The following is a 13990-nucleotide window of genomic DNA, read 5'->3' as shown; positions in this document are numbered from 1 at the left end:
CGATGGTGGTCGCGAAGGTGAGGACGATCCGGGAGCGGGCGAACCACGCGCGTTACCGGCCGGGGCAGCGGGGCGGCTTCTACGAGAGCTTCTTCCAGCGCGCGAACCACCCGACGCGGCCGCTCGCCTTCTGGATCCGGTACACGCTGTTCAGCCCGGCCGGGCGGCCCGAGGCCGCGGAGGGTGAGCTCTGGGCGGTCTACTTCGACGGCGAGTCGGGGCGCCACGCGGTCGCCAAGCGCGAGGTCCCGTTCGCCGGGCGCTGCTCGTTCGCCCGCGACAGCCTGTCGGTCGCCATCGACGGCGCCCGGCTGAGCCTCGGCAGGCTCACCGGCGCGGCGGGCGAGGGGGAGGACGCCATCACGTGGGACCTCGCCTACGAGGGCGGCGGGGAGCCCCTTCTGCTGCTCCCGGAGGCCCTCTACGGCGCCCCGCTGCCGAAGGCGAAGGCGCTGGTCGGCGCGCCGATGGCCGTCTACAGCGGCCTCCTCCGCGTGGCCGGGCGCGCGGTGGACGTCTCGGGCTGGGTGGGCAGCCAGAACCACAACTGGGGGACGAAGCACACGGACCTGTACGCCTGGGGGCAGGTCGCCGGGTTCGACAGCCACCCGGACAGCTTCCTCGAGGTCGCCACGGCCCGACTGAAGGTCGGACCGTTCTGGACGCCGAACATGACGCCGCTGGTCCTCCGGCACGGCGGCGAGGAGATCGCGCTCAGCTCGCTCGTCCAGTCGGTCCGCGCCGATGCCTCGTTCGACTACTTCACCTGGCGCTTCCGGACGGAGACCGATCGGCTGAGCGTCGAGGGGGAGATCTCCGCGTCCGCCGGCGATTTCGTGGGCCTGGCCTACAGGAACCCTCCTGGCGGCGTGAAGCATTGCCTGAACACCAAGATCGGGGCCTGCACCGTCACCCTGCGGCGGAAGAGCCTGGGCCGCGAGGTCGGCATCGAGACCCTGACGACGGCGCGGCGGGCGGCGTTCGAGATCCTCACGGACGACCGGGGCCATGGCGTGACGATCCGCGCCTGATCCACGCTGGACGCACCGTCCGCGGCGCTCGGCGCGGGCGGCCGGGCCGGCGCGGAGGCGGCGCGGAGGCGTGGAGCGCCGCCGCCGAGCGATGCGCTGCGCGTCCGGCGCCAGGTCGGCTAAAAAGGTGCGGAACGTCACCGCACGAAAGGCGGACGCCATGAGTCTCAAGCACCCCCGGACCATCCTCGTTGCACTGGACAGCTCCCCCAAGGCGTCGCTCGTCCTCGCGGAGGGCGTCGATCTCGCGCAGAAGCTCGGCGGCAAGCTCGTGCTCGTGCGCGCGATCGGGCTGCACCACAGCCTGCCCGCGGAAGCGTTGAACGAGTCGCCCACCCGCGTCCCCGAGATCCTGGAGCGGAGCGACCGCGAGGAGCTCTCGCAGCTTACGCGCGACGTGCCGCCCGAGCTCCTCGCGAAGGTCGTGATCCACGTCGGCGTCGCCTGGGAGGTCATCTGCCGGACGGCCGACGAGGAGAACGCGGATCTCATCGTCATCGGGTCGCACGGCTACTCGGGCATCGACAAGGTGCTCGGCACGACGGCGGCGAAGGTCGTGAACCACACGAACCGGTCGGTGCTCGTGGTGCGCGACAAGCCGTCGGACTGACAGCGGCTCGCCCGCCTCAGCGGAGCCTGGCGATGAGCTCGTCGCTCAACGTGGGCTGATCGATCTTGCCCAGCCAGATCCGCCAGGTGGCCTTCATGAAATCGAGGCCCGCCACGGTCGCCGTCCCGCCGCCGGCGACCGTGACGGTGGTCGCCTTCGCGCGCGGGTCGTACGCGATGGTGACCTCCGTTCCCGACTTGAGGTCTCCCTCGAACGCCGCCACGAACCTCTCGATCTTCGGCGTGTCCGTGTACTGGTTCAACGCATAGGCCTCCCGCAGCGCCTTGACGATGCTCGCGCGGTCGACGTCGCGAAGCATCGTCCAGACGAACTTCTTCCCCGTGTCCATGTCGATGACGGCTTCCTTGGACCTCGTGGCAGGGAGCTGATCCATGTAATGGCTGATCCGATAGACATCGATGTTGAGCACGCCGATGGTCCTCACGCGGACGCCCGTGCCGGTGAGCGTGTAGCCCGGCAAAGCAAGGAGGCTCCCGACAGCGAGGAAGACCGCCGCGAACGCGGCGAGGAGAGCTGGAGATTTGCTTCGCGCGAGTTGCATCGGATCGACCTCCTCCGGCATCGCCGCTCCGTGCGGCGCATCGTGTCCGGGCGCCGCGCTCCGGCGATCGCCCGTCGACGGTCGTGAGTGAGCAAGACCTGAACCACCGACAGAGGGACGTCGGGAGTCGCGGATCTCGCGAGATCTCGAGATGGGCCCTGGAGTCAGGCAGGGACGACCCATGGATGTGTGCTCGTCGGGGGCTCCCGGCGCGGAGCGGCGGCCTTTCGCCGGTGCGAGGGCCGGCGGCGGTGATGCGGGCGCCGGCTCTCCCGGAGATCTTTTCTCGGCCCGGTCCGTAGAAGCCGCGCGCTGCGGGGTCCGAGAGATCGCGGCGGAGGGACGCGGGTCCCCCCGTGGGCCGCGCCATGGCTTGCGGCGGAAGGAGCTCCTCGATGCGGACGATGCTCGCTGGATTGCTGATGGGATGGGCGGCTCTGGGCTGCGCGGCCAGCGCGGCGGCGCCTCCGGGCGCGAGCGCCGCGGCGGCGGCCGCGCCGGGCGCGGCGGCGCGGGAGGAGGCGGCGAAGCCGGTCGCCGTGGCCGCGGCCCCGGCGGAGCCGGACGAGCCCTCTGCGGCGGCGGCCGGCGTGCCGTCGTCCCGGCCGGAGCCGGCGCCCGCGGGGAACCAGGGCGTCTGGATCGGCGCCGCGGGCGCGAGCGCCTTCGCGCTGCCGGGGACGCGCGAGACGCAGCTCGGCGTGTGGATCGATGTCCCGGCGGCGCGCGCGGCCCGCGGACAGCCGCGCGCGCCGGCGGCGGTCGTGCTGCTCGTGGACGCCTCCGGCTCGATGCAAGGCCCCAAGATGGAGAACGCCCGCGCGGCGGCGCAGGCGTTCGTCGACAGGCTCCCCGACGGCGACCTCGTCTCGGTCGCGTCGTTCGCCGACACCGCGCAGGCGCGCGTCTCGCCGACGGTGCTCGGCCGGTCGACGCGGCCCGCGGTGGCGCGCGCCATCGCCGCGCTCGGCCCCGACGGCAGCACCAACCTCTTCGCTGGCCTAACGCTCGCGGAGCAGCACGCGCTCGCCGCGCCGTCGACGCACGCCGTCCGGCGCGTGGTGCTCATCTCGGACGGCCAGGCGAACATCGGGCCTTCCTCTCCCGACATCCTCGGGGCGCTCGCCCAGCGCGGCGCCGCGCACGGGGTGCAGATCACGTCGATCGGGGTGGGGGCCGACTACGACGAGCGCACGCTCAACGCGCTCGCCATCGGCTCCAGCGGCCGGCTGTACCACCTCACCGAGGCGCGGGAGATGTCCTCCGTCCTCGAGCGCGAGCTCGCCCTGCTCCAGACGACGGCGGCGACGGGCGCGTTCGTCGAGATCGTCCCGGCGCCCGGCGTGGAGCTGCTCGACGTCCCCAACGAGCGCACCGAGCGCTCCGGGGACGCGCTCCGGGTGCTGCTCGGCACGATGTTCGGCGGGCAGCACCGCGAGATGCTCGTGCGGGCGCGGGTCACCGCGCCGGCGGCCGGCTCCCACCCGCTGGCGAGCGTGCGGCTCCACTTCCGCGACGCCGAGAGCGGCAATCTCCCGCGCGTGCAGGAGGTGGTCGCCCGCTACGATGTGACGAGCGATCCGGCCCTCGTCGCCGCGCACCAGAACGAGAAGACCCAGACGATCGCCGCGGTGATGGAGGCGGGCATGATGCAGCTCGACGCGGCCCAGGAGGTGAGCGCGGGCAACTTCGGCGCCGCCGAGGCGAAGCTCGCGGCGGCGGAGGACCGGCTCCGGCAGCAGGCGGCGCGCGCCCGGTCGGACAAGGAGAAGGAGCGCGCCGTCCAGGCGGCCTCGGCGGTGGCGAGCGCGCGGAAGACCGCGCGCGCGGCCGCGGCGGCCCCGCCCTCACCCGCGGCGCGGCGCATGGAGGCGCTCGAGATGAACAGCGCCTCCCCGGTCTGGTCGGGCCGCTGATCCGGCGCCGCCGCCGAGGCGCGCCGCTGGCGCCTGCCCGTTCTGGCGCCTGCCCGTTGCTGATGCCTGCCTGTCGCCGCTGATGTCGCCGCTGACGCCTGCCCGCTGCTGATGCCTGCGTGTCGCCGCTGATGCGTGCCCGTCGATGACGGGCCGTCAGGGTGGGCAGGTGCGGTGTCCATCATGGGATTGAAGATGGGATGTCCATCGTGGGATGGCAGGTGCGGTGTCCATCATGAGAGGCAGATGCGCTGTCCGTCATGGGACGACCGGACGCGATGTCCATCATGGACGGGTTGACCGGCTCTGCACGACCGGCGGCACCCGGTCATGGTTGATCCATGATTCAACATTGACGATACAATCCATCATGGACTGGGAGCTGCTCCTCGCGTGGCCCTCGACAGGGGTCGGAGCCCGCGCGACATTGTTCCGGGCCCTCCGGCACGCCGCCTCCTCGGGGCCCGCTCCTCGCCATGAACCCGAACGCCTTCCCGGAGTCGCGCGCCGCCGCGGTGCGCGAGCTCTGGTCGCTCGACCCGGCCGTCACCTTCCTGAACCACGGCTCGTACGGCGCCTGCCCGCGCGCGGTGCTCGATGCGCAGCAGCGCTACCGCGAGCAGCTCGAGCGCGAGCCCGTCCGGTTCTTCCTTCGCGAGCTCGGGCCGCTGCTCGACGCGGCCCGAGGCGCGCTCGCCTCCTTCGCCGGCGCTGACCTCGACGACCTCGTGTTCGTCCCCAACGCGACAGTCGGGGTCAACACGGTGCTGCGGTCGCTCTCGCTGCGACCCGACGACGAGCTCTGCATCACCGATCACGGGTACAACGCCTGCAACAACGCGGCCGAGGCGGTCGCGGCCCGCGCTGGCGCGCGCGTCGTGGTCGCGCCGGTGCCGTTCCCCATCGAGGCGCCCGAGCAGGTGGTCGACGCGGTGCTCGCGCGCGTGGGGCCGCGGACGCGGCTCGTCCTCGTCGATCACGTGACGAGCCCGACGGGGCTCGTGTTCCCGGTCGCCTCGCTGATCGCCGCGCTCGCGGAGCGCGGCGTCGACGTGCTGGTCGACGGCGCGCACGCGCCCGGCATGGTGCCGCTCGATCTCCGCGCCCTCGGGGCGGCCTATTACACCGGCAACTGCCACAAATGGCTCTGTTCGCCGAAGGGCGCGGCGTTCCTCCACGTGCGGCGGGACAAGCAGGGCGCGGTCCGCCCTCTCTCCATCAGCCACGGCGCCAACTCGCCGCGCACCGACAGGTCGCGCTTCCTGCTCGAGTTCGACTGGACCGGCACGGCCGACCCCAGCGCGGCGCTCTGCGTCGCGGACGCGCTCCGCGCCATGGCCGCGCTCGTGCCCGGCGGCTGGCCCGCGCTCCAGGCGCACAACCGGGCGACGGCGCTCGCCGCGCGCGATCTCCTGTGCGAGGCGCTCGGCTGCATGCCGCCGAGCCCCGACGCGATGATCGGCGCGCTCGCGACGGTGCCGCTCCCCGACGCGCCGTCGTCCCGGCTGTGCCTCGATCCGCTCCAGGACGCGCTGCTCGAGCGGTGGGGGATCGAGGTGCCGGTGTTCGCCTGGCCCGCGTCGCCCCGGCGGCACCTCCGGATCTCGGCCCAGATCTACAACGACAGGCCGCACTACGAGCGGCTCGCGGCCGCCCTCGCCGCGCTGCTGTAGCGGCGCGCGGCAGGGCCCGGCCCCGCGCCGCCGCTCCGCGGCCGGGCGCCGCGCGGCGCTCGGCTCTGCCTCCGGGTCGCCCCGTGCCCGTGTCGCTGCGACGGATGGCGCTGGCGCTGCGGGGCGGCGGTCGCGCCACCGGAGGCGCGTCCAGCGCTCGCCGGAGCAGACCGCGCGCGCCCCCCGAGACGATAGGATGCGCGCTCCAAGGAGACACGATGCCACGTCGAATCCTGGTCTTGTCCTCGCTTTCCTGGCTGGCGGCGACCCTCGCGGTCGCGTCGTCCGCTGCGCAGCCCGCGGCGCCTCGCCCGGCGCCTGGCCCTGCGCCCTCCGCGTCGGCGGGACCGCCTCCGGCGCCGGGCACGCCGCAGCCGCCAGCGACGCCGCAGCCGCCCGTGACGCCGGCGCCGGGCACACCGCCGTCGCCCGCGACATCGGCGCCCGGCGCGCCGCAGCCCCCGGCCTCAGGCACACCGCAGCCGCCCGCGGCGCCGTTGCCCGGCGGGCCGCCGCAGCCCCCGGCGCTCGGCGCGCCCGGAGCAGGCGCACCTGAGCCAGACGCCCCGCCGCTCGCGCCGGAAGCGGCGCACACCGCGCCGGGAGCTGCCGGGCCGCCCCCGGACTCGGCGCCGCCTGACCGGAAGCCGGGCGGGGCGGAGGCGGGCGGCAAGAGCAGCACGCCGGCGCACTGGGCGCGGTCCCTCTCGGACACCGAGCTTGGGCCGCCGCCCGCGCGCGGGTCGGGCGGCAGAACCATCGACGAGGGGGCCGTCCCGCTGAGCCGGCGTGGCGCGATCGGCCTGGAGACCTCCTCGTTCACCGGCGGCGACGGCGAGGTCTCCGGGCTCGCGGTCGCCCTCTTCGCCCGCATGCCGTTCGCCCAGCACACGTTCCTCGATGTCCGACTCCCGTTCGGGCTCGCGATGGCCGAGCGCACCGACGCCGTGCTCGGCAACGTGACGCTCGGCGCCCATCACGTCGCCCGCGTCGGCCGGACGTTCTGGCTCACGGTGGGCGGCGACGTCGGGCTGGCGACGCTCTCGGGCAAGACCCACCACCACGCCAGCTACGAGCCCGTCAGCGCCAGCCGGGCGTATTGGGATCTCCACGAGTACTTCCCGAGCATCCTCCCCATCCACGCGCGCCTCGGCGCCGAGGCCCACGTCGGCTCACTGATGATCGGGCGTTTCCAGATCGAGCCGGTGCTCTACATCCCGCTCGCTCGCAACAAGGAGTACGAGGTCGCGATCCAGCACGCCGTGGAGCTCCAGATCGGCCACGGGATCGGCGGCGGCGTGCGCGTGCAAGGGATGGCGCTGCCCACGTTCGACAACGTGAGCATCCGGCACGCCGTCGCCCGCAATCTCTATGTCCTGGCCGTCGAGCCTTTCCTCGCGATCGAGCGCAACCTCGCGTTCCTCCGGACGGGCCTGCTGCTGCCCTTCGACGAGGAGCTCGGCCCGCCGCTCGACCACACATGGGGCTTTCACTTCACCGCGGGCGTCCGCGTCGACTGAGGCCCGCGGCCGGGGCGCCCGGCGGCGGGCCGCCTGCCTGTCGACGGGCCGCGCCTGCCCGGCGGCCGAGCCCGCAGCGCACGAACCTGCACCCCCGCTCTACAGCGGTTTCCGCCCACCTCTGCACCATGCAGAGCAGAGCGGGTGACCGTCGCTCTAGGCGCCGCGCGCTCGGCTCGCTTCGCCGATCGCGTAGGTGATGTGGCCCTCCAGCTCGCCCGAGGGCAGCTGCTCGGACTCCACGACGACGAGGCGCGCTCCCGCGTCCTCCGCGAGCAACTCGAAGGTCTTCGGCGCACGATCGTGCAAGTGGCTCGGCAAGACGATGGCCAGCGGCCGGAGGCGGACGGCCACCCCCCACGCCGAGCCCGCATCGCAGGAGCGGACGAGGAAACGAGCCCGCGCTGCAACCCTCCGGCAACGAGCCAGAAAATGGGGGCTGCAGTCGAGCGCCAGCACCATGGGTATCCGGATCAACTGACTGCTACTAGGGGGCTCCGACATAGGACGATGCTACTCCAGCGAAGCGCGATTGCGCGTCCTCTTATCCCGCATAACCGATACAGAGCCTTCCCGAAATAAAAAACAACAAGCTCGCCAGCTCATGTAAGCAGTCACGCGTGATTTTGGTGTATTGGGTAACGTTCTGTGAGCGCAGGATATTTGAAATGAACGCTGGGAGAGGGCGAGGCGCCAGCGCACGAGAACCCCGCGGGGCCGCGCGCAACATCGCCGAGAATTCGGCCTTTCTTGCGCTGCAACAGGAGTGCGTGATGCCCTGAGCGATCGCGCGGTGATGAAATGATGCGCCATGGACGGAGAAGGTCTCGGCGCACACGTGTGAAAGCAACACGGCGATCCGGTGTCAGGAAGGCCCGGACGGGTGAAGTCGGCGCACACGTGGTAGACGCCGCTCGGGACGTAGGTTGTGAAGGCAGCGTCCACGAGGGCGCCGCACAAGATGGCTCGTGTCCACCCCTGACGCTGCCCAGATCGCCGCGGCGGCTCCACGCCTCCAGCCCGTCGAGGCCGGTACGCCGCAAAGGAGTTGGCGAGCACACGTCATGGAGATCGTGTGTCGTCGCCACGCGGCAGGCGAGCCGCGCCAGCGCCGCCGTCGGCCGGACCCGCCGCCCCGTCGCCGCGGCCGTCCCTCGCCGCGCGCCAGGCGCCGCCACAGGACGCGCCGCGCGCGCTCCGCGAGGGCTCGGCGAGCTCGACACGCCCTGTGTTGCCAACCACCCAGCGCCCGCCGACCGCCGCGGCGGCTCTGAACCGGTTACGTTCCTCACAGAAGCTCGGGGGCTCCACCCACCCAGCCCCCTCCGAATTGTTTCCGCCAGGTTACGGGGAGCGCCGACGATGGAGGCGACCGCCGGCGGCGCGATGGCCCCGACGGCAGAGAGCCGGACCCTCTCCGAGGCCGGCGGCTGCAGGGAAGGAGCACCGGGGAGAGGTCGAGAGAGGTGGCAGTGTCGAGCAGGCACCTGCAATAAGGTTCCAACTATATCATCTCGTGGCCCGGATAGAAGAGAACAGCGTCGGGGTCGTGATCGCAAAGGCGTCGGCCGTCGCGGTTGGGCGACGACCTCGCGTCCAAGGTCGGAGTCGGCGCTGTAGCGGAGCTGTATTTTTACAGCAACGCCCGGCGAAGGGGGGTTATCCTTCTCGGCGGTCGGATAGCCGACCTGATCGGGCGATAGCGTGGATCACCCATCATGAAGGCGGCGCGCGCCAGAAAGCGGGTGGTGCTCTGATCCCGAGAGAGCTCAGACGAGGTCGGGAGGTTAGGAAGAACACTTGCCTACCACCCGGACAATGAGGGTTTCAGGCGGACACGACCCCCCAGCTCCGGTGATGATTCGAGGAGTGGACACCTCGACGCGGCGCCCCAGCGCGACGGTCATGCCGCCGTCGAGGCGTGGCCCCGGGGCTCGTCCCCGGAGCGCCGGCTCGGAGCGCCGGGCGGCCCGGGCCGGCGGCGTGGCCGGGGCGGCGCGCGCTCGCGCCCGGGCGGCGGCGCGAGCCGACCGCTCGCCGGCAGGACGCTGGGTCGCACATGGTATATGCCGGCCCCATGGCGCAGGTGCACGGCGGCAGGCTTGTCTCGAAGGCCCTCGCGAGACACGGGGTGACGCACCTCTTCACCCTGTGCGGCGGGCACATCCAGGCGATCTACGACGGGTGCCTGGATGACGGCATCCGGGTGGTCGACGTGCGACACGAGCAGACCGCCGGGCACGCCGCCGACGGGTACGCGCGGGTGACCGGGAGGCCGGGGGTGTGCGCCGTCACCGCGGGGCCGGGCGTGACGGACGTGGTGACGGCCGTCGCCAACGCCCAGCGCGCGGGCGTCCCGATGGTCGTCCTCGGGGGCGCCGGTCCGCGCGCCCTCGCCGACATGGGCTCGCTCCAGGACATGAACCACGTCGAGCTGATGCGCCCCATCTCGAAGTGGAGCGTCTCCGTCCCCTCGACCGATCGCATCCAGGAGTACGTGGACTCGGCCTTCCGCGTCGCCCAGGCGAACGTGCCAGGCCCGGTCTTCCTCGAGATGCCGCTCGACCTGCTGATGAACTACGCCGGCGACGACGCGCCCGCCACCGCGCCCGCGGCCCCGCCTCGCCCCGGAGGCGACCCGGCCGCCGTCGCGCGGGCCGCGGCCCTGCTGAGGGACGCCGAGCGGCCCATGTTCATCGTCGGGAGCCAGCTCCGGTGGTCGCCGCGGCGCGACGCGCTGCGCCGCTTCGCCGACGCGGTGAAGGCGCCCTTCTACCTGAACGGCATGGCCCGCGGCGCCCTGCCCCACGCGCACCCAGGGCTCATGAGCCGCTCGCGCCGCTTCGCGCTCTCGCAGACCGACCTCTGCGTGGTGCTCGGGACCCCCTTCGACTTCCGCCTCGAGTACGGCCGCGCCATCAGCCCGGCGGCCAAGGTCGTCCAGATCGATCTCGACGGGAGCGAGCTCGGCAAGAACCGCCGCGTCGACGTCGGGATCGACGGGGACAGCGGCGTCGTCCTGGAGCAGCTGCTCGCGGAGGTGCCCGACAAGACGGCCGCGGCGTGGCTCTCGGCCGTGCGCGAGGCCGAGGAGCGATCGCGCGCGAAGATGCTGGCGGAGATCGCGAGCGACGGCGACCCGCCGAACCCGCTGCGCGTCTGCGCGGAGATCGGCAAGCGCCTCGGCAAGGACGACATCGTCATCGGCGACGGAGGGGACTTCGTGGCCACGGCCGCGAACGTGCTGAAGCTCGAGTGGCCGCAGCTCTGGATGGACCCCGGCCCGCTCGGGACCCTCGGGGTGGGACCGGGCTACGCGATGGCGGCCAAGCTGGCGCGGCCAGAGGCCAACGTGGTCCTCGTGTACGGCGACGGATCGTTCGGCTTCCACGCGCTCGAGTTCGAGGCGATGGTGCGCCAGGGCATCCCCGTCGTGAGCGTGATCGGGAACGACGCGGCCTGGACGCAGATCCGCCGGGGGCAGGTGGAGCTCTACGGCGAGGGCCGCGCGCCGGCGACGTCGCTCGACTTCACCCGGTACGACCGCGTGGTCGAGGCGCTCGGCGGCTTCGGGGCCTGCGTGGAGCGCGTCGAGGAGCTCGGGCCCGCGCTGGACGAGGCGTTCCGGTGCGGCAGGCCCGCTTGCGTCAACGTGAAGATCGCGAAGAGCGACTTCCGCAAGGGCGCCATCAGCGTCTGATCCACGTGGAATTACGGTTCATCTCCCCCGACCTGCAGAGCCTCGACGAGCTCGACTCGGAGGTGCTCGCGTGCGCCCCGTTCTGCGACGCGCGGCCGGCCCACGGCGTGGCCGGCCTCTGCGACTGGCGGCTCGGCGGCCGGATCTCCGAGCTGAGGCGGCAGGGCCTGATCACCGGCGAGCTCGGCGAGGTCGTCATGATCCCGTGCAAGCCGCGCATGGCGTTCGACAAGCTCGTCCTGTTCGGCGCCGGCGAGCGCGACGCGTTCGACGAGGCGGTCTTCCGCGAGATCGTGCGCCGGATGCTCGCCACGATGGGCGGGCTCTGCACGCGCGCGGCCGTGGTGGAGCTCCCGGGGCGACACGACGGGCTCATCCCCGCCGAGCAGGCGGCCGACGCGCTCCTCGACTGCGCGGGCAGGGAGCGCAGCGACAACGTGTGGACGCTGGTGGAGCGCGCCGAGGGCAGGCAGCAGATCACCCAGCACATGATCGAGCAGCGCCGCCGGGTGCGGCGGGCGCTCTAGTCGCGCGCCGCGCGCCGCGCGCCGCGCGGCGTGGAGGGCGTCAGGCGGGCTCCTTCGGCAGGTCGACGCTGAAGGTCGCCCCCTCGCCCGGCCGGCTGTCGACCTGGATCGTCGCCCCGAGCGCGTCGGCGATCTGCCGCACGATCCACAGCCCCATGCCGAAGCCGCTGTAGTTCTCGCTGGAGACGGCGCGCTCGAAGCGCTCGAAGATGCGGGCCTGCTGCTCCGGGGCGATGCCGATGCCGCGATCCCGCACCGTCAGGCGGGCGCGGTCCGCGAGGTCCTCCAGCGTGACGTCGATGGGCTTGCCGGCGCCGTACTTGACGGCGTTCGACAGGAGGTTCGTGACGATCTGATCGAGCCGGAGGCGATCCCACCGGCCGACGATCGAGGCGGGGGCCGACAGGTTGACGGGGCAGCCGGCGGCGCAGAGCTCCTCGCGGAACCGCTCCAGCGCCTCGTTCACCGTGGCCGCGAGATCGACGTCCTCGAGCTCGATCTGCAGGCGGCCCGCGGAGATGCGCGAGATGTCGAGCAGGTTCGTGATGAGCCGGGCGAGCCGCTCGACCTGCCGCTTGATCATCTCGAGCCGCGGCGTGGCGCGCTCGGCGGTGAGGCCGCCGCGCTTGCCGGCGCGAAGGAGGCCGTCGACCTGCAGCTGCATGGGCGTGAGCGGCGTGCGGAGCTCGTGCGAGGCGATCGTGAGGAAATCGTCGCGCGCGCGCACCGCGAGCTGCGCCTCCCGGTAGAGCCGGGCGTTGTCGACGGCCAGCGCCGCGCGGCGCGCGAGATCCTGCGCGAGGTCGAGATCGACGGCGTCGTAGCGACGGTGCGTCGAGGCGAACGAGAGCGTGCCCAGCGTGCGGCCGCGCGCCGTCAGCGGGACCGTGAGGTGCGAGGCGAGCGAGAGCGAGCGCAGCGCCTCGTAGTGCGCCTGATCGAACGAGATCGCGCGGACGAAGGAGTCGGTCACCTTGGGGATGAGCTCCGGCTGCGCCGTGCGCAGGACCCTGCCGATGCCCCGCCCGGCAGAGTCGGCCGTGATCCTGCCGAGCAGCTCGGTCGCCATCGCCATCGACGGATCCGCGTGGGCGGTCACCTGCCGATCGATCGCGCCGGACTCGTCCTGCAGCAGGAGCACGCAGATCGACGCGAAGTCGGGGAGCGCGACGCGGACCACGCGCCGCAGCGTCTCCTCGAAATCGAGCGACTCGCCGAGGATCTGCCCGGCGGAGACGAGGATGCGCTGCGCCTCGTGGACGCGGCGGCGCTCCGTCACGTCGCGGGTGACCTTCGCGAAGCCGCGCAGCTGCCCGGCCTCGTCGAAGAGCACGCTGATCACCTCGTTCGCCCAGTAGCGGGTGCCGTCCTTGCGGACGCGGTAACCCTCCTGGATCGAGCGGCCGGTCTCGACGGTGGACTCGAGCTCCGCGGCGGGCCTGCCGAGCTCGACGTCCTCCGGCGGGAAGAGGACCGAGCAGTGGCAGCCGATGATCTCGTCGGCCCGGTAGCCGTTGATGCGCTCGGCGCCCGGGTTCCAGCTGGCGATGCGGCCGGCGGGGTCGAGCATGAAGATGGCGTAGTCCTGGACGCCCTCCACGATGAGTCGGAACCGCTCCTCGCTCTGCTTGAGGCGCCGGTCGGCGCGCGCCTCCGCCGCCTCCATCTCGCGGCGCAGGAGGAGCTCGCGCATCCTGCGGTTCTCGTCCTCGTAATGCTTCCTGCGCAGCTGGGCGCGCAGGCGCGCCTTCAGCACCGTGAGCTCGCCCGTCTTCGTCACGAAATCGTCGGCGCCGGCCGAGAGGGCGTCGAGGATCGCCTTGTGGTCGTCGCGGCCGGTGAGCATCAGCAGCGGGATCGGCCGCCACGAGGCGTTCGCCTTGATGCGGAGGCACGTGGCCGGGCCCGACAGACCCGGCATCACCATGTCGAGCAGAATGCCGTCGACGCGCGCCACCGTGAGCCGCGCGAGCGCCTCCTCCCCCGAGTGGGCGAGCACCGGCAAGTAGCCTTCGTCGCGCATCGCCGCCGCGACCTGGTTCAGGTACGTGGGGCTGTCGTCCACGATGAGGATGCGATGGGACGGCGTATCCGCTGGGCGGTTCACGGGAGCCTCCGGGGCGGGCTCCTGTGAGCGAGGCGAGTCGCCACGATGGGGCGCGTTGGGCTGGTTGAACCGGTGCAACACCCGCCGATCACCCCCCGTGGCGCCTCCACCCTCATTGGCCACCCATACAGGTTGGCATGCGTTCTCCCCCGGTCGACGCGAAAAGGCTACCTGGCCCGATGCACTTTGCGTACAGCATCCTTTTTCTACCAGCCGCCAGGCGCTCGCAACGTGGCTCGCCCCACCGCGAACCGGAATCCCCGGGGAAGCGCACACGATGCGCTCTGTGGGCTTCGAGCGCCCGGCGCCGGCAGAGGGGGGCTTCCCGCGCGACAAACCAGGGA

The 13990-nt window shown here is 72.5% G+C and carries 10 protein-coding genes; 7 read left to right on the top strand and 3 right to left on the bottom strand.

What is annotated here, in order from left to right; all coding sequences use genetic code 11:
* Positions 1-2: 2 nt before the first annotated feature.
* Together WMF34_RS41360 and WMF34_RS41355 are read left to right on the top strand one after the other, a co-directional pair.
* Positions 3-1031: a hypothetical protein gene (locus WMF34_RS41360; protein WP_437991225.1), complete on the top strand. Its 1029-nt coding sequence runs from the start codon at positions 3-5 to the stop codon at positions 1029-1031.
* Positions 1032-1191: 160 nt separating this feature from the next.
* Entirely contained in the window at positions 1192-1641 is a 450-nt protein-coding gene (locus WMF34_RS41355; RefSeq protein WP_157907276.1) for a universal stress protein, read from the top strand.
* A 16-nt stretch (positions 1642-1657) separates the two neighbouring features.
* Here WMF34_RS41355 and WMF34_RS41350 read toward each other — a convergent pair whose 3' ends face one another.
* Positions 1658-2203, bottom strand: coding sequence for a chalcone isomerase family protein (locus WMF34_RS41350; RefSeq protein ID WP_012240741.1), 546 nt, complete (start codon positions 2201-2203; stop codon positions 1658-1660).
* A 395-nt stretch (positions 2204-2598) separates the two neighbouring features.
* Between WMF34_RS41350 and WMF34_RS41345 the strand changes: the two genes are divergently transcribed.
* The 3 genes from WMF34_RS41345 to WMF34_RS41335 all read left to right on the top strand — a co-directional run bounded on the left by WMF34_RS41345 (position 2599) and on the right by WMF34_RS41335 (position 7312).
* Entirely contained in the window at positions 2599-4119 is a 1521-nt protein-coding gene (locus WMF34_RS41345) for a vWA domain-containing protein (RefSeq protein WP_437991224.1), read from the top strand.
* Between the two features lie 476 nt (positions 4120-4595).
* Positions 4596-5792: an aminotransferase class V-fold PLP-dependent enzyme gene (locus WMF34_RS41340; protein WP_437991223.1), complete on the top strand. Its 1197-nt coding sequence runs from the start codon at positions 4596-4598 to the stop codon at positions 5790-5792.
* 218 nt (positions 5793-6010) lie between these two features.
* Positions 6011-7312, top strand: a complete 1302-nt coding sequence (locus WMF34_RS41335; RefSeq protein ID WP_437991222.1) for a hypothetical protein — start codon at positions 6011-6013, stop codon at positions 7310-7312.
* A 156-nt stretch (positions 7313-7468) separates the two neighbouring features.
* Here the strand turns inward: WMF34_RS41335 and WMF34_RS41330 are convergent, their stop codons facing one another.
* The gene (locus WMF34_RS41330; protein WP_437991221.1) at positions 7469-7666 is read right to left on the bottom strand and encodes a hypothetical protein; all 198 of its coding nucleotides are present in this window, start codon (positions 7664-7666) and stop codon (positions 7469-7471) included.
* A gap of 1723 nt (positions 7667-9389) precedes the next feature.
* On the opposite strand from WMF34_RS41330, the gene WMF34_RS41325 reads away from it, so the two are divergent.
* Positions 9390-11012 (top strand): thiamine pyrophosphate-binding protein, encoded by a 1623-nt coding sequence (locus tag WMF34_RS41325; protein ID WP_437991220.1) that lies wholly within the window; start codon positions 9390-9392, stop codon positions 11010-11012.
* Positions 11013-11017: 5 nt separating this feature from the next.
* Positions 11018-11539, top strand: a complete 522-nt coding sequence (locus WMF34_RS41320) for a M17 family peptidase N-terminal domain-containing protein (RefSeq protein ID WP_157907274.1) — start codon at positions 11018-11020, stop codon at positions 11537-11539.
* A gap of 40 nt (positions 11540-11579) precedes the next feature.
* Here the strand turns inward: WMF34_RS41320 and WMF34_RS41315 are convergent, their stop codons facing one another.
* Positions 11580-13646: an ATP-binding protein gene (locus WMF34_RS41315; RefSeq protein ID WP_437991219.1), complete on the bottom strand. Its 2067-nt coding sequence runs from the start codon at positions 13644-13646 to the stop codon at positions 11580-11582.
* Positions 13647-13990 lie beyond the last annotated feature (344 nt).

This window comes from Sorangium sp. So ce145, assembly GCF_051525985.1.
Taxonomy (GTDB): Bacteria; Myxococcota_A; Polyangia; order Polyangiales; family Polyangiaceae; genus Sorangium; species Sorangium cellulosum_B.
This window is presented reverse-complemented; position numbering and strand designations above follow the sequence as displayed.